This is a genomic window from Martinezella lusitana, from assembly GCF_900094565.1.
In the GTDB taxonomy this organism is placed as follows: Bacteria; Pseudomonadota; Alphaproteobacteria; order Rhizobiales; family Rhizobiaceae; genus Rhizobium; species Rhizobium lusitanum.
Window position 1 is genome coordinate 1 of record NZ_FMAF01000029.1, and the last position, 15,871, is coordinate 15,871.

15 protein-coding genes and 3 tRNA genes are annotated in these 15,871 nt (G+C 59.8%); 17 read left to right on the top strand and 1 reads right to left on the bottom strand.

What is annotated here, in order from left to right:
• Positions 1–79: 79 nt before the first annotated feature.
• A tRNA-Val gene (locus tag GA0061101_RS31715) sits at positions 80–155 on the bottom strand.
• Between the two features lie 389 nt (positions 156–544).
• On the opposite strand from GA0061101_RS31715, the gene GA0061101_RS31720 reads away from it, so the two are divergent.
• The 17 genes from GA0061101_RS31720 to GA0061101_RS31800 all read left to right on the top strand — a co-directional run bounded on the left by GA0061101_RS31720 (position 545) and on the right by GA0061101_RS31800 (position 15,866).
• Positions 545–621: transfer RNA gene (locus GA0061101_RS31720), tRNA-Asp, on the top strand.
• A gap of 50 nt (positions 622–671) precedes the next feature.
• Positions 672–748 (top strand) — tRNA-Asp (locus tag GA0061101_RS31725).
• A gap of 260 nt (positions 749–1,008) precedes the next feature.
• The gene (locus GA0061101_RS31730; RefSeq protein ID WP_034489570.1) at positions 1,009–1,374 is read left to right on the top strand and encodes an NADH-quinone oxidoreductase subunit A; all 366 of its coding nucleotides are present in this window, start codon (positions 1,009–1,011) and stop codon (positions 1,372–1,374) included.
• A complete protein-coding gene (locus GA0061101_RS31735; RefSeq protein WP_037194235.1) occupies positions 1,365–1,946 on the top strand; it encodes a NuoB/complex I 20 kDa subunit family protein in 582 nt (193 codons plus the stop codon). The genes GA0061101_RS31730 and GA0061101_RS31735 overlap by 10 nt, the downstream gene beginning before the upstream one ends.
• Before the next feature lie 18 nt (positions 1,947–1,964).
• Positions 1,965–2,567, top strand: coding sequence for an NADH-quinone oxidoreductase subunit C (locus tag GA0061101_RS31740; RefSeq protein WP_037194237.1), 603 nt, complete (start codon positions 1,965–1,967; stop codon positions 2,565–2,567).
• A 66-nt stretch (positions 2,568–2,633) separates the two neighbouring features.
• Positions 2,634–3,824: an NADH-quinone oxidoreductase subunit D gene (locus tag GA0061101_RS31745; protein WP_037194239.1), complete on the top strand. Its 1,191-nt coding sequence runs from the start codon at positions 2,634–2,636 to the stop codon at positions 3,822–3,824.
• Positions 3,824–4,141, top strand: coding sequence for a hypothetical protein (locus GA0061101_RS31750; protein ID WP_037194241.1), 318 nt, complete (start codon positions 3,824–3,826; stop codon positions 4,139–4,141). The genes GA0061101_RS31745 and GA0061101_RS31750 overlap by 1 nt, the downstream gene beginning before the upstream one ends.
• A 15-nt stretch (positions 4,142–4,156) precedes the next feature.
• Positions 4,157–5,287, top strand: a complete 1,131-nt coding sequence (locus GA0061101_RS31755; RefSeq protein ID WP_037194243.1) for an NADH-quinone oxidoreductase subunit E — start codon at positions 4,157–4,159, stop codon at positions 5,285–5,287.
• Between the two features lie 10 nt (positions 5,288–5,297).
• On the top strand, positions 5,298–6,602 hold the full coding sequence (nuoF, locus tag GA0061101_RS31760; RefSeq protein ID WP_037194245.1) for an NADH-quinone oxidoreductase subunit NuoF: 1,305 nt from the start codon (positions 5,298–5,300) through the stop codon (positions 6,600–6,602).
• 8 nt (positions 6,603–6,610) lie between these two features.
• Positions 6,611–7,336, top strand: a complete 726-nt coding sequence (locus tag GA0061101_RS31765; protein WP_092576590.1) for a 5' DNA nuclease — start codon at positions 6,611–6,613, stop codon at positions 7,334–7,336.
• A gap of 243 nt (positions 7,337–7,579) precedes the next feature.
• On the top strand, positions 7,580–9,661 hold the full coding sequence (gene nuoG / locus GA0061101_RS31770) for an NADH-quinone oxidoreductase subunit NuoG (RefSeq protein ID WP_092576593.1): 2,082 nt from the start codon (positions 7,580–7,582) through the stop codon (positions 9,659–9,661).
• Between the two features lie 12 nt (positions 9,662–9,673).
• Complete coding sequence (nuoH, locus tag GA0061101_RS31775) at positions 9,674–10,717, top strand: NADH-quinone oxidoreductase subunit NuoH (RefSeq protein ID WP_037194250.1); 1,044 nt, start codon at positions 9,674–9,676, stop codon at positions 10,715–10,717.
• A 40-nt stretch (positions 10,718–10,757) separates the two neighbouring features.
• Positions 10,758–11,249: an NADH-quinone oxidoreductase subunit NuoI gene (gene nuoI, locus GA0061101_RS31780; RefSeq protein WP_034486982.1), complete on the top strand. Its 492-nt coding sequence runs from the start codon at positions 10,758–10,760 to the stop codon at positions 11,247–11,249.
• Between the two features lie 149 nt (positions 11,250–11,398).
• Positions 11,399–12,013 (top strand): NADH-quinone oxidoreductase subunit J, encoded by a 615-nt coding sequence (locus GA0061101_RS31785; protein ID WP_037194252.1) that lies wholly within the window; start codon positions 11,399–11,401, stop codon positions 12,011–12,013.
• Positions 12,014–12,044: 31 nt separating this feature from the next.
• Entirely contained in the window at positions 12,045–12,353 is a 309-nt protein-coding gene (nuoK, locus tag GA0061101_RS31790; RefSeq protein WP_034507513.1) for an NADH-quinone oxidoreductase subunit NuoK, read from the top strand.
• A 7-nt stretch (positions 12,354–12,360) separates the two neighbouring features.
• Positions 12,361–14,355 (top strand): NADH-quinone oxidoreductase subunit L, encoded by a 1,995-nt coding sequence (gene nuoL, locus GA0061101_RS31795; RefSeq protein WP_037194254.1) that lies wholly within the window; start codon positions 12,361–12,363, stop codon positions 14,353–14,355.
• On the top strand, positions 14,355–15,866 hold the full coding sequence (locus GA0061101_RS31800; protein WP_037194256.1) for an NADH-quinone oxidoreductase subunit M: 1,512 nt from the start codon (positions 14,355–14,357) through the stop codon (positions 15,864–15,866). The genes nuoL and GA0061101_RS31800 overlap by 1 nt, the downstream gene beginning before the upstream one ends.
• Positions 15,867–15,871: the final 5 nt, after the last annotated feature.

The following is a 15,871-nucleotide window of genomic DNA, read 5'->3' on the forward strand; positions in this document are numbered from 1 at the left end:
TCCCACTTTTCGAGCCGAAAACGGCGAATGAGACAAACGAGGAATAAAACGATGGAAAATCAATGTGATTTTTTGGAAGTGGTGGGCGATGAGAGACTCGAACTCCCGACATCCTCGGTGTAAACGAGGCGCTCTACCAACTGAGCTAATCGCCCTTCAGCGGAGCGAGCCATTCGCCCGCCGCATTCGGTGGCCGTGATCTATGCGGAACGGCAAAAAACCGCAAGAGTGTTTGTGAAGATTTTTTGATTTTTTTGCTCCTTGCGCATGTTCGGCCGTCGTCATCCACATGCGCCGATAGGAAGGAAGATCGATTGCAGCGGTGCATGTGAGGCGCTGATGAAATGCGTGAGGCGGGAAGCTGCTATGCCAAATCGACGGGACGGAAAATTGCCGGCGAGCTTCTCCAAAACAATTAGCGCTCTGTCATCGATTTGTATTCAAACCTGCTTGACACCCAAACACGAACCCCGTAGTTAGCCGCTCATCGAACGGCGAGGCCGCTTTGATGGGTGCGAAAGCGCTCGGAATACTTGAAATGAATGCGGGTGTAGCTCAGTTGGTTAGAGTGCCGGCCTGTCACGCCGGAGGTCGCGGGTTCGAGCCCCGTCACTCGCGCCATTTCAAGGTAAGTTCCGGGTCTGGCGCTCGGCTGAAAGGCCAAACGATGCGCGGGTGTAGCTCAGTCGGTTAGAGTGCCGGCCTGTCACGCCGGAGGTCGCGGGTTCGAGCCCCGTCACTCGCGCCATTCTTTCCAAGCCATTACAATCAATCATCAATTTTTTGCGATTGCGAAAGACCCTTTTCGCGTTTGCGCGGATTTGTCGCGATGCAGTCGCAACATATTGATATCTACCGCTCGGTAGTACTCCAAACGACAGATTCAAAAGGCTTGCGCGCGCGCTCTGCCTGCGCTAACCACGGCTTTGTTGCAACGCTCTTTCGCCTGGCTTGGGCATTTGCTCAAAGGCGCCCCCCAGGCGCTCATGGCAGGCAGGGATGGACATGATGACTGGACTGCTCAGTTCCTATATTCCGATAGCGATTTTCATTGGTATTGCCCTGGTGATAGGCTTGGCGTTGTTGATCACGCCGTTTGCCGTCGCCTTCAAGGCGCCTGACTCGGAAAAGCTGTCGGCTTATGAATGCGGCTTCAACGCATTCGATGACGCCCGCATGAAGTTCGATATCCGCTTCTATCTGGTATCGATTCTCTTCATCATATTCGACCTGGAAGTCGCCTTCCTCTTCCCCTGGGCCGTATCCTTCGGTGCGATCGGCTGGTTCGGGTTCTGGTCGATGATGGTGTTCCTCGCGGTGCTGACCATCGGCTTTATCTATGAATGGAAAAAGGGAGCCCTGGAATGGGAGTAGCCCAAAGCAACACGACGCTCGTTGCGCCGCAGCCGAAGGGGATTATCGATCCCGCAACCGGCAGGCCTGTCGGCAGCAATGATCCGTTCTTCGGCGAGATCAACAATGAACTCGCCGACAAGGGTTTTCTGGTCACGTCTACCGATGAGTTGATCAATTGGGCTCGTACCGGCTCGCTGATGTGGATGACCTTCGGTCTGGCCTGCTGTGCAGTCGAGATGATGCAGGTCTCCATGCCGCGTTACGACGTCGAGCGCTTCGGCTTCGCCCCGCGCGCTTCGCCGCGCCAGTCCGACGTCATGATCGTCGCCGGCACGCTGACCAACAAGATGGCGCCGGCGCTCCGCAAGGTCTACGACCAGATGCCTGAGCCGCGTTACGTGATCTCGATGGGCTCCTGCGCCAACGGCGGCGGTTACTATCATTATTCCTATTCGGTTGTTCGCGGATGCGACCGCATCGTGCCGATCGACATTTACATACCGGGCTGTCCTCCCACTGCGGAGGCGCTGCTTTACGGCGTGCTTCTGCTGCAGAAGAAAATCCGGCGCACCGGCACGATCGAACGGTAAGGCAGGGGACAAGGCATTATGAGTGAAGCCCTGAACGAACTCGCCGCTTACCTCACGGAAGTTCGCAGCGCTCTGATCTCGTCGAGCGAGATCAAGTATGGCGAGCTGAATGTGACGACGACGGCCGAAAACGTTATCGCACTGCTGACATTCCTGCGCGACGACGCCAAGTGCGGCTTCGTCAACATGACGGATATTTGCGGCGTCGACTGGCCGCAGCGCGCCGAGCGTTTCGATGTCGTCTATCATCTGCTGTCGCCGAAGAAGAATCTGCGCATCCGCGTCAAGGTTCCGGTCGGCGAGGACCAGCCTGTTCCCTCTGCCTGCGGCATCTATCCCGGTGCCGACTGGTTCGAGCGCGAAACCTGGGACATGTACGGCGTTCTCTTCACCGGCCATCCGGATCTGCGCCGCCTCCTGACCGATTACGGTTTCGAAGGCCATCCGCTGCGCAAGGATTTCCCGACCACCGGTTTCGTTGAAGTTCGCTATGACGACGCCGCCAAGCGCGTCGTCTACGAGCCTGTGGAACTGAAGCAGGAATTCCGCAACTTCGATTTCTTGTCTCCCTGGGAAGGCACGGACTATGTGCTGCCCGGCGACGAGAAGGCGAAGGCATAATTTGAGGCGTGTGGCGGGCTCGAACCTGCCATTCTCTGAATATCGGACAACGCGAGCATCGCCGCCATGACAGAACATAACGTTCGCAACTTCAACATCAATTTCGGCCCACAGCATCCGGCTGCACACGGCGTTTTGCGTCTTGTCCTCGAACTGGACGGCGAAATTGTGGAACGCGTCGATCCGCATATCGGCTTGCTGCATCGCGGCACGGAAAAGCTGATCGAATCGAAGACCTATCTGCAGGCCGTTCCTTACTTCGATCGCCTCGACTACGTGGCGCCGATGAACCAGGAACATGCCTATGCGCTGGCCGTCGAGAAGCTGCTCGGCATCGATATCCCGATCCGCGGCCAGCTGATCCGCGTGCTCTATTCGGAAATCGGCCGCATCCTGTCGCATCTCTTGAACGTCACTACGCAGGCCATGGACGTCGGCGCTCTGACGCCGCCGCTCTGGGGCTTCGAAGAGCGCGAAAAGCTGATGGTCTTCTATGAGCGTGCCTCGGGCTCGCGCATGCATGCGGCTTATGTTCGTCCGGGCGGCGTTCACCAGGATCTCCCGGAAAAGCTCGTTCAGGATATCGGTGATTGGTGCGATCCGTTCCTGAAGGCGCTCGACGATATCGATGACCTTCTGACCGGCAACCGCATCTTCAAGCAGCGTAACGTCGATATCGGCGTAGTCTCGCTGGAAGACTGTTGGGCCTGGGGCTTCTCCGGCGTCATGGTCCGCGGCTCGGGTGCCGCATGGGACCTGCGCAAGGCGCAGCCGTATGAGTGCTATTCCGATCTGGAATTCGACATTCCGATCGGCAAGAACGGCGATTGCTACGACCGGTATCTGATCCGCATGATCGAAATGCGTGAGTCCGTCCGCATCATGAAGCAGTGCGTCAACCGCCTGCTCGGCGACGCCAAGACCGGACCGGTCTCGTCGCTGGACGGTAAGGTCGTGCCGCCGAAGCGTGGTGAGATGAAGCGCTCGATGGAAGCGTTGATCCACCATTTCAAGCTTTATACCGAAGGCTACCATGTGCCTGCCGGCGAAGTTTACGCAGCCGTCGAAGCGCCGAAGGGCGAGTTCGGTGTCTATCTCGTCTCCGACGGTTCCAACAAGCCTTACCGCTGCAAGATCCGCGCGCCGGGCTATGCGCATCTGCAGGCCATGGATTTCATGTGCCGCGGTCATCAGCTTGCCGATGTCGCCGCAGTGCTTGGTTCGCTCGACATCGTCTTCGGCGAGGTGGATCGTTGATGCGAGCCTGGCAGGTCGTCATCCCCGCGCTTCTTGTCGCCTGCAGTGCTTCGGCCCAACAGGCCAGCTCGGCGCAGAGCTTGCCCAGCATCAATCTGCAGGGCTCGAAGGCAACGGGTGGCAACACTGCAAAAAGCGGAAATACGGCCCCGTCGGGCGCGGATTCGACCATGGCCGATCTCGTCTCGCGTGGTTATGAAATCAAGGCCGCTGTGCCGAACGGCGGCAAGTTCGTTGTGTTTATGCAGAAAGACCAGTCGGCCTACGCCTGCGAATTTTCGTCTCTGACGGATACGCGGTGTGGGTCCTTAAACTGAGATAAGGCGTGAAAGATGTCCGTTCGTCGACTAGCCGAAGATCAATTCCAGCCTGCCGCTTTCGCCTTCAGCGATGATAACGCGGTGTGGGCGGAAAAGACGATCAAGAAATACCCCGAGGGACGCCAGCAGTCCGCGATCATCCCGCTGATGATGCGCGCGCAGGAGCAGGAAGGCTGGGTCACCAAGGCGGCGATCGAGAAGATCGCCGACATGCTGGATATGGCCTATATCCGTGCGCTTGAAGTCGCCACCTTCTATACGCAGTTCCAGCTGCATCCGGTCGGCACGCGGGCGCATATTCAGGTTTGCGGCACGACGCCCTGCATGCTGCGCGGATCCGAGGGGCTGATCAAGATCTGCAAGAGCAAGATCAATGCGCATGCCTTCGACCGCAATGCCGACGGCACGCTCTCCTGGGAAGAGGTCGAATGTCAGGGCGCCTGCGTCAACGCACCGATGGTGGTGATCGGCAAGGATACCTATGAGGATCTGACGCCGGCACGTCTCGAGGAGATCATCGATGCGTTCGCCGCAGGCAAGGGCAGCGAAGTCAAGACCGGCCCTCAGATCGACCGCATTTTCTCCGCACCGGAAGGCGGGCTGACGTCTTTGACATCAGAAGAGCCGAAGGCGAAGACAACGGGAGCCAAGGCCAAGGCTGACGCTGTTTCGATCCCGCCGTCTGAAGCGGCGCGCCCGAAGAGCACGGATGCCGAAACCAACCAGAGCCTGAAGACGCCTGCAACCGCGCCGGCCGAGGCGGCAAAGAACGCCAAGGCATCGGAAGCGCAGCCGCTTTCCGCAACGGCAGCGTCTGCTACCGTGACGGAGAAGGCCGAGGGTGCGCAGAAGCCGTCTCTCACGGATAAGGATCGTCCCGCCGGCATCGAGAAGCCCGCGCAGCCGGACGATCTCAAGCTGATTTCTGGCGTCGGTCCGAAGATCGAGTCCGTTTTGCATGAGCTCGGCATCTTCACCTTCGCGCAGGTTGCGAGCTGGAAGAAGGCCGAGCGCGAGTGGGTCGACGGCTACCTGAATTTCAAGGGCCGCATCGAACGCGACGACTGGATCAAGCAGGCTAAGGCACTCGCTAAGGGTGGCGAAGCGGAATATATCAAGGTCTTCGGCAAGAAGCCGCGGTAAGAGGTGAAGCATGTTACAAGATCAAGATCGCATCTTTACCAATATCTACGGCCACAAGGACAAGTCCCTGAAGGGCGCGATGTCGCGCGGCCATTGGGACGGCACCAAGCAGATCCTCGAAAAGGGTCGTGACTGGATCATCAACGAGATGAAGGCTTCCGGCCTTCGCGGTCGCGGCGGCGCAGGCTTCCCGACCGGCCTCAAGTGGTCCTTCATGCCGAAGGAAAGCGACGGCCGTCCGCACTATCTCGTCGTCAATGCCGACGAGTCGGAGCCGGGCACCTGCAAGGACCGTGACATCATGCGTCACGATCCGCATACGCTGATCGAAGGCTGCGTCATCGCCGGTTTCGCCATGGGCGCAAACACTGCCTACATCTACGTCCGCGGCGAATACATGCGCGAACGCGAAGCCCTGCAGGCGGCAATCGACGAGTGCTACGATGCCGGACTTCTGGGTAAAAACAACAAGCTCGGCTGGGATTTTGATGTTTTCGTTCATCATGGTGCCGGCGCCTACATCTGTGGCGAGGAAACCGCGCTGCTCGAAAGCCTGGAAGGCAAGAAGGGTCAGCCGCGCCTGAAGCCGCCTTTCCCGGCCAATATGGGTCTCTACGGTTGCCCGACCACCGTCAACAATGTCGAGTCGATTGCCGTTGCCCCGACGATCCTGCGCCGCGGCGCAGGCTGGTTCTCGTCCTTCGGTCGTCCGAATAATGTCGGCACGAAGCTGTTCATGCTGTCCGGTCACGTCAATCGCCCGTGCACGGTCGAAGAAACGATGGGCATCACCTTCCGCGAGTTGGTCGACAAGCATGCCGGCGGCATTCGCGGCGGCTGGGACAATCTGCTGGCCGTCATTCCCGGCGGCGCATCGTGCCCTGTGGTTCCGGCGGCTGACATCATCGACTGCCCGATGGATTTCGACGGCCTGCGCGATGTCAAGTCATCCTTCGGCACCGCGGCGGCGATCGTTATGGATAAGTCGACTGACATCATCAAGGCGATTGCCCGCATCTCGGCCTTCTTCAAGCATGAAAGCTGCGGCCAGTGTACGCCGTGCCGCGAAGGAACGGGCTGGATGTGGCGTGTTCTGGAGCGCATGGAGCGCGGCAATGCGCAGAAGCGCGAAATCGACATGCTGTTTCAGGTGACGAAGCAGATCGAAGGTCATACTATCTGTGCGCTCGGTGACGCAGCCGCATGGCCGGTGCAGGGCCTGATCCGCAACTTCCGCCCCGAGATCGAAAAGCGCATCGACCAGTATACGGCCAATGCGACGAGCCACGGCGCGGTGCTGGAAGCAGCCGAGTAAGGATTGTCATGGCGAAGACCAAGGATATCAAGCAGGACAGCGGGGCGGCCGATGCGTCGGCCGATTTTGCTCGCGTTGCTGCCGATATGCTGCGGAACGCGCCGGTCATGCCGATCCATCCGCTGATGGCCCATCCGGCAGCGGCGTTCGCCGCTGCGTCCGCCATAGGGTTCGGGTTCACGTCGCAGATCGCCGGCGCGTTCTTCGGTGCGCTGCAGGGCGCTGTCGAAGCGGCGAGCAAACGTTCTGTCGCGCCGGACGAAAAGGATGATGCCGTCGCCGCGGAAAGGCCGGTGGCAAAGAAGGATGGGGCAGGGGAAGCGAAGCCGGCAAAGGCATCGCCCGCCGCCAAACCCGCCGCTGCAAAGCCTGCCACTGCAAAGCCGGCAGCCGTGAAGAAGGTCGAGCCGAAGCCGGCTGCGGTGAAAACTGCGCCAGCCAAGACGAAAGCCAAGATCGCCGTTGTAGAGCCGGTCGCGGCGAAGCCCGTTGCGAGCCCTGTGCGCAGCCGCAAGGCCGCGGCGAAGGCTGACGACCTGAAGCGGATTTCCGGCATCGGTCCGAAACTGGAGCAGGTGTTGAACGGACGCGGCATCCAGCGTTTCGCCGATATCGTCGCCTGGAGCGACGCGGATATCGAGCGGATCGACGCGGAGCTTGGGTTCGACGGCCGCATCCGGCGCGACGACTGGGTCAGCCAGGCGAAGGCGCTCCTGCCGAAAGGGCGGAGTTAAGATTTTTCCCCGGCTGTTTCTCGCAGCCAGGGAGGTGAATGAAGGCGGTGGAAATGTTGCGGGCGCTATCCCCAATGTTTCGGTCGGCGCGCTGATCTTGCGGGGACAAGATTGGGCAAGGCTTATTGTGAGCAAACCAGTGCCACGCGGTTTCGTGCCGTGCCGGTGGCAAGCTGGTGTTGCGATTATGAAATTGTCTGCGGCCAGGTTCGGCTGGAGACGTGACATAGGACTGAGTGGACGATGGCTAAACTGAAGATTGACGGTAAAGAGATCGAAGTTCCGGATCACTACACGCTTATCCAGGCGTGCGAGGAAGCCGGCGCCGAAGTCCCGCGCTTCTGCTTCCATGAACGACTGTCGGTGGCAGGCAATTGCCGCATGTGCCTCGTCGAGGTCAAGGGTGGCCCGCCGAAGCCGCAGGCTTCCTGCGCCATGGGCGTGCGCGATATTCGCGGCGGCCCGAACGGCGAGCTTCCCGAAGTCTTCACCAACACGCCGATGGTCAAGAAGGCCCGCGAAGGCGTGATGGAATTCCTGCTGATCAACCATCCGCTGGATTGCCCGATCTGCGACCAGGGCGGCGAATGCGACCTGCAGGACCAGGCTATGGCCTTCGGCATCGACAGCTCGCGCTATCAGGAAGACAAGCGCGCCGTCGAGGACAAGTATATCGGCCCGCTCGTCAAGACCGTCATGAACCGCTGCATTCACTGCACGCGCTGCGTCCGCTTCACGACGGAAGTTGCCGGCATTTCCGAGCTTGGCCTGATCGGCCGTGGCGAAGATGCCGAGATCACCACCTATCTCGAGCAGGCGATGACCTCCGAGCTGCAGGGCAACGTCGTCGACCTTTGCCCGGTCGGCGCGCTGACATCGAAGCCCTTCGCCTTCACCGCCCGCCCGTGGGAACTGAACAAGACCGAATCGATCGACGTCATGGACGCGCTTGGCTCCGCCATCCGCGTCGATACCCGCGGCCGCGAAGTCATGCGCGTGTTGCCGCGCGTCAACGAGCAGATCAATGAAGAGTGGATCTCCGATAAGACCCGCTTCATCTGGGACGGCCTGAAGACGCAGCGCCTCGACAAGCCTTACGTCCGCCAGGATGGCCGCCTGCAGCCAGCAAGCTGGAGCGATGCCTTCGCTGCCATCAAGTCGGCGGTTTCAGCGACCAGCGGCGAAAAGATCGGCGCCATTGCCGGCGATCTCGCTTCCGTCGAGGAAATGTATGCTCTGTCCGAGCTGCTGAAATCGCTCGGATCGGAAAATCTCGACTGTCGCCAGGACGGGACGGCGCTTGATCCGTCGCTCGGCCGCGCAACCTATATCTTCAGCCCGAGCATCGAAGGCATCGAAGCCGCCGATGCGCTGCTGATGATCGGCGCCAATCCGCGCTTCGAGGCGGCAGTGATGAACTCGCGCATCCGCAAGCGCTGGCGTCGGGGCAAGTTCCCGATCGGCGTGATCGGCGAACATGCCGATCTGCGCTACTCCTACGACTATCTCGGCGCCGGCCCGGAGACGCTGGCCGATATCGTCAGCGGTTCGCACAGCTTCGCCGACGTTCTGAAGAACGCTCAGAAGCCGATGATCATCATCGGCCAGGGCGCGCTGATCCGCGAAGACGGTGCAGCCGTGCTGGCAAACGCGGCCAAGCTTGCCGCGGCCGTTGGTGTCGTCAAGGACGGCTGGAACGGTTTTGCCGTGCTGCACACGGCAGCGTCGCGCGTCGGCGGCCTCGATCTCGGCTTCGTGCCGGGCGCAAAGGGGGTCAATGCTGCTGCGATGCTGTCGTCGATGGACGTGCTCTTCCTGCTTGGTGCCGATGAACTCGATTTCACCCGCAAGGGCGCGAAGTTCACCGTCTACATCGGCTCGCATGGCGACGAGGGCGCTCAGAATGCCGACGTCATCCTTCCGGCTGCGACCTACACCGAAAAGTCGGGTACCTGGGTCAACACCGAAGGCCGCGTCCAGATGGGCAACCGGGCCGGTTTCGCCCCGGGCGACGCTCGTGAGGACTGGGCCGTCATCCGCGCTCTTTCCGATGTGCTCGGCAAGAAGCTTCCCTTTGATTCGCTGAGGGAATTGCGCGCCAAGCTCTATGCAGCCTTCCCGCATTTCGCTGGTGTCGACGAGATTGCCGAAACCGATAGCGCCCAAATTGTCGCACTCGGGAAAAAAGCCGCTGCGATGGGCAAATCGGCGTTTGCTTCGCCGATCAAAGACTTCTATTTGACGAACCCGATAGCACGCGCCTCGGCTGTCATGGCTGAGTGCTCGGCATTGGCCCGCAACAACTTCCAGGCTGCGGCAGAGTAAGGGCAGAGGACTATGGATTCATTCGTTTCGACCTATCTCTGGCCGGCGCTGATCATGATCGGCCAGTCTCTGCTGCTCCTGGTCTGCCTGCTGATCTTCATTGCCTATATCCTTCTTGCCGACCGCAAGATCTGGGCGGCGGTTCAGTTGCGTCGTGGCCCGAACGTCGTCGGTCCCTTCGGCCTGTTTCAGTCCTTCGCCGATCTTTTGAAGTTCATGGTCAAGGAGCCGATCATTCCGGCGGGCGCCAACAAGGCCGTGTTCCTGCTGGCACCTCTGGTTTCCGTGGTGCTGGCGCTGTCCACCTGGGCTGTCGTGCCTGTGGCTCAGAATTGGGTGGTCGCCGACATCAACGTCGGCATCCTCTACATTCTGGCGATCTCGTCGCTTGAGGTGTACGGCATCATCATGGGCGGCTGGGCTTCGAACTCGAAGTATCCGTTCCTCGGCGCGCTGCGCTCGGCGGCGCAGATGGTGTCCTACGAAGTCTCGATCGGTCTCGTTATCGTCACCGTGCTGCTTTGCGTCGGTTCGCTGAACCTCACAGATATCGTGCTGTCGCAGCAGACCGGCCTCGGCACCAAGCTCGGCCTGCCGGCGTCGTTCCTCGATTGGCACTGGCTGTCGCTGTTCCCGATGTTCATCGTGTTCTTCATCTCGGCGCTGGCGGAAACCAATCGTCCGCCCTTCGACCTTCCGGAAGCGGAATCTGAACTGGTTGCCGGCTTCATGGTCGAATACGGCTCCTCTCCGTACATGATGTTCATGCTCGGTGAATATGCCGCCGTCGTTCTCATGTGTTCGCTGACGACTATTCTCTTCCTCGGCGGCTGGCTGCCTCCGGTGGATATCTGGATCCTCAACTGGGTTCCGGGCATCATTTGGTTCCTGCTGAAGTCGTGCCTCGTCTTCTTCATGTTCGCTATGGTGAAGGCTTTCGTGCCGCGCTACCGCTACGACCAGCTCATGCGCCTCGGCTGGAAGGTGTTCCTGCCGCTGTCGCTCGCCATGGTCGTTATCGTTGCATTCGTGCTGAAGGTGACGGGATGGGCATGATCATGTCGATCCTCGCTTCAAGCAGATTTGGAGGTTGAAGATGGCCGGAATTTCCAACGCCGTCAGCTCGCTGTTCCTCAAGGAATTTGTCGGCGCATTCTTTTTGTCGATGCGTTACTTCTTCAAGCAGAAGGCGACGATCAATTATCCGTTCGAAAAGGGGCCGGTCAGCCCGCGCTTCCGTGGCGAGCATGCGCTGCGCCGCTATCCGAACGGTGAAGAGCGCTGCATCGCCTGCAAGCTCTGCGAAGCGATCTGTCCTGCCCAGGCCATCACGATCGAGGCCGGGCCGCGCCGCAACGACGGCACCCGCCGCACGGTGCGTTATGACATCGACATGGTGAAGTGCATCTATTGCGGCTTTTGCCAGGAAGCATGTCCGGTCGACGCCATCGTCGAAGGGCCGAACTTCGAATTCGCTACCGAGACCCGCGAAGAGCTCTACTTCGACAAGGCGCGGCTTTTGGAAAACGGCGACCGCTGGGAACGCGAAATCGCGCACAATATCGCGATGGATTCGCCCTACCGCTAAGCGGTGTTTTGAATATGCCGCGACGGCTGGCCAGGTTGTCGCCGTCGCGGTTGAATATAGACCGGGGCTTTGCCGGACGAATGTCAGGCTAAGCTCCATCGGGCAGGGATACTCCCGGCTGCCCGGGGGAAGACGAAAAAGGCACCAACATGGGTCTGCAGGCTCTTTTTTTCTACATCTTCGCCTTTGTCGCGGTGGCGTCGGCGTTCATGGTTATCTCGGCGCGGAATCCGGTCCATTCGGTCCTGTTCCTCATCCTGGTTTTCTTCAACGCGGCCGGCCTCTTTCTGTTGTTGGGGGCTGAATTCCTGGCGATGATCCTGCTGGTCGTCTATGTCGGCGCCGTGGCGGTTCTCTTCCTCTTCGTCGTGATGATGCTCGATATCGATTTCTCCGAGCTCAGGGCTGGCATTCTGGAATATGCACCGATCGGCGCATTGATCGGCGTCATCCTTGCCGCCGAGCTCATCGTCGTTGTCGGCGGCAGCGTGATCTCGCCTCAGATCGCCAAGACGGTCGCCATGCCGATCCCGGCCGTGACCGAGCGGACGAACACGGCCGCCCTGGGCGACGTGCTCTACACCAACTACGTTTACTTCTTCGAGATCGCCGGCCTTGTGCTTCTGGTCGCGATGATCGGTGCGATCGTGTTGACGCTGAAGCATCGCACGCACATCAAGCGCCAGAATATTTCCCAACAGGTCGCCCGCACGCCCGCGACCGCCGTCGAGGTGGTCAAGGTCAAGCCGGGGCAGGGCGTCTGAGGCGGGGCACGAGGATCAAAGGAACAAGAACATGGTCATTGGACTTTCCCACTACCTGACGGTCAGCGCCATCCTCTTCGTGCTCGGCGTCTTCGGTATTTTTCTCAACCGTAAGAATGTCATCATCATCTTGATGTCCGTCGAACTCATATTGCTCGCGGTCAACATCAACATGGTCGCCTTCTCGTCGTTCCTCAACGACATCGTCGGCCAGGTCTTCGCTCTGTTCATTTTGACCGTCGCGGCCGCCGAGGCTGCCATCGGTCTTGCAATTCTCGTCGTCTTCTACCGTAACCGCGGCTCCATCGCCGTTGAAGACGTCAACATGATGAAGGGCTGATACAGCTATGTTTTTATATAAGGCTATCGTCTTTCTTCCTTTGATCGGCGCGATCATCGCCGGCCTTTTCGGCCGCGCCATCGGCGCCAAGGCTTCGGAATATATCACCACCGGCCTGATGATTATCGCCGCGATCCTGTCGTGGGTCGTCTTCTTCACGGTGGCGCTCGGCCATACAGACGGCCCGATCAAGGTTGAAGTGTTGCGCTGGATCCAGTCCGGCGGCATCGACGCGTCCTGGTCGCTGCGCATCGATACGCTGACATCGGTGATGCTGATCGTCGTGAACACGGTTTCGACCCTCGTTCACGTTTATTCGATCGGATACATGCATCACGATCCGCATCGTCCGCGCTTCTTCGCCTATCTCTCGCTCTTCACCTTCGCCATGCTGATGCTGGTGACGTCGGACAACCTTGCCCAGATGTTCTTCGGCTGGGAAGGCGTCGGTCTGGCTTCCTATCTGCTGATCGGCTTCTGGTTCAAGAAGCCGTCCGCATCGGCAGCTGCGATTAAGGCCTTCGTCGTCAACCGTGTCGGCGACTTCGGTTTCGTGCTCGGTATTGCCGGCGTCTTCGCCCTCTTCGGCTCGATCAATTTCGACGTCATCTTCGGCAATGCGCAGAGCTTCGCCGCAGGGCAGGGTGGCCAGCCGGGCGACATCGTGCTCAACCTCTTCGGCATGCAGCTTGATCGTGCGCATGCGCTGACCGGTGTCTGCCTGCTGCTCTTCATGGGCGCGATGGGCAAGTCGGCGCAGTTCCTGCTGCACACCTGGCTGCCGGACGCCATGGAAGGCCCGACCCCGGTCTCCGCGCTCATACATGCCGCAACCATGGTTACCGCCGGTGTCTTCCTCGTCGCCCGCATGTCGCCGATCTTCGAACTCTCGCCCGATGCGCTGACCTTCGTCACCATCATCGGCGCGATCACGGCCTTCTTCGCGGCAACGGTCGGCCTCGTGCAGAACGATATCAAGCGCGTCATCGCCTATTCGACCTGTTCGCAGCTCGGCTACATGTTCGTCGCCCTCGGCGTCGGCGCTTACGGCGCTGCCATCTTCCATCTGTTCACGCATGCCTTCTTCAAGGCTCTGCTCTTCCTCTGTGCCGGTTCGGTCATCCATGCCGTCGACGGCGAGCAGGACATGCGTCACATGGGCGGCCTTCGCTCGCACATCAAGAAGACCTACTGGATGATGATCATCGGCACGCTGGCGATCACCGGCGTCGGTATTCCGTTCTCGCCGATCGGCTTTGCCGGCTTCTTCTCCAAGGATGCGATTATCGCGGCGTCGTACACGTCGCACAATCCGGCTTCCGGCTTTGCCTTCACGCTGCTGGTCATCGCCGCGCTGTTTACCAGCTTCTATTCCTGGCGCCTGATCTTCATGACCTTCTATGGCAAGCCCCGCGCCTCGCACGAGGTCATGCATCATGTGCATGAATCGCCGAATGTGATGCTGATCCCGCTCTATCTGCTGGCGATCGGCGCCGTCTTCGCCGGCTGGTATTTCCATGACTACTTCGTCGGTCTTGACTACGAGGAATTCTGGAAGCATGCGCTGTTCACGCTGCCTGACAACAAGATCCTCGAAGAGGCGGAGCATGCTCCGCATTGGGTCGAACTCAGCCCGTTCATCGCAATGGTGCTCGGTTTCGTGACCGCCTGGTACATGTACATCAGGTCGCCGGAGACGCCGCGCAAGCTCGCGCAGCAACAGCGCGTGCTCTACGAGTTCCTCTTGAACAAGTGGTACTTCGACGAGCTCTATGACTTCCTCTTCGTTCGCACCGCCAAGGCGCTCGGCCGCTTCCTCTGGAAGAAGGGCGACATCGGGGTCATCGACACCATCGGCCCGAACGGCGTCGCCGCCCGCGTCGTCGATGTCACCAACCGCGTCGTGCGCCTGCAGACCGGCTATCTCTATCACTATGCCTTTGCGATGCTGCTCGGTATTGCAGCCCTCGTTACCTGGATGATGCTCGGGAGTTCCCTCTGATGACCGATTGGCCTATTCTTTCAACGGTCACGTTCCTGCCGCTGGTGGGTGTCCTTCTCCTGCTGTTCACGCGGGAAGATGGACCCAACGGCCGCCGCAACATCCTGAACATCTCTCTGGCGACGACGGTCTTCACCTTCATCGTGTCGCTGTTCGTCTGGATCTGGTTCGACAATGCCAATCCGGGCTTCCAGATGATCGAGAAGCATGATTGGCTGACCAGCGGCATCAGCTATCACATGGGTGTCGACGGCATCTCGATGCTGTTCGTCATCCTGTCGACCTTCCTGATGCCCTTCTGCGTGCTGGCAAGCTGGCTCTCTGTGGAGAAGCGACTGAAAGACTACATGATCGCCTTCCTCGTCCTCGAGACGATGATGGTCGGCGTTTTCGTGTCGCTGGATATCGTGCTGTTCTACGTCTTCTTCGAAGCCGGCCTTATCCCGATGTTCCTGATCATCGGCGTCTGGGGCGGCAAGGATCGCGTCTACGCCAGCTACAAGTTCTTCCTCTACACGCTGCTCGGCTCGGTGCTGATGCTGCTCGCCATCATGGCGATGTACTGGCAGGCCGGTACGACTGACATCCCGTCGCTGCTCGCCTACAAGTTCCCGCCGCAGCTGCAGACGTGGCTATGGCTTGCCTTCTTCGCCTCCTTCGCGGTGAAGATGCCGATGTGGCCGGTCCATACGTGGTTGCCCGACGCACACGTTCAGGCGCCGACGGCGGGCTCGGTTATCCTGGCCGGTATCCTTCTGAAGCTCGGCGGCTATGGTCTTATCCGCTTCTCGCTCGGCATGTTCCCGAACGCGTCGGAATTTTTTGCGCCGCTCGTCTTCGCCCTGTCGGTCATCGCCATCATCTACACCTCGCTGGTGGCGCTGATGCAGGAAGACATCAAGAAGCTGATCGCCTATTCCTCGGTTGCCCACATGGGCTATGTCACCATGGGCATCTTCGCGGCCAACCAGCAGGGCGTCCAGGGCGCGATCTTCCAGATGCTGTCGCACGGCATCGTCTCCGGCGCTCTCTTCCTCTGCGTCGGCGTGATCTACGACCGCACCCATACCCGCGAAATCGCGGCTTATGGCGGCCTGGTCAACAACATGCCGAAATATGCCGTCGCGATGATGGTCTTCACCATGGCCAATGTCGGTCTGCCCGGCACCTCCGGCTTCATCGGTGAATTCCTCACCCTGATCGGCGTCTTCCGCGTCAACACCTGGGTTGCCTTGTTCGCCGCCACCGGTGTGATCCTGTCGGCCGCCTATGCGCTCTGGCTTTACCGTCGCGTCATTTTCGGCGTGCTGGATAAGGAGAACCTGAAGAAGCTGCTGGATCTGTCGCCGCGTGAACAGCTGATCCTTTATCCGCTGATCGCGCTGACGATCCTCTTCGGCGTCTATCCGGCTCCGATCTTCGACGCCACGGCCGCTTCGGTGGATCTGCTGGTAAACAACTATACCGCTGCCCTGCACGCTGCGCAGAACGTTGCGCTGTCGATGAATTGATGACG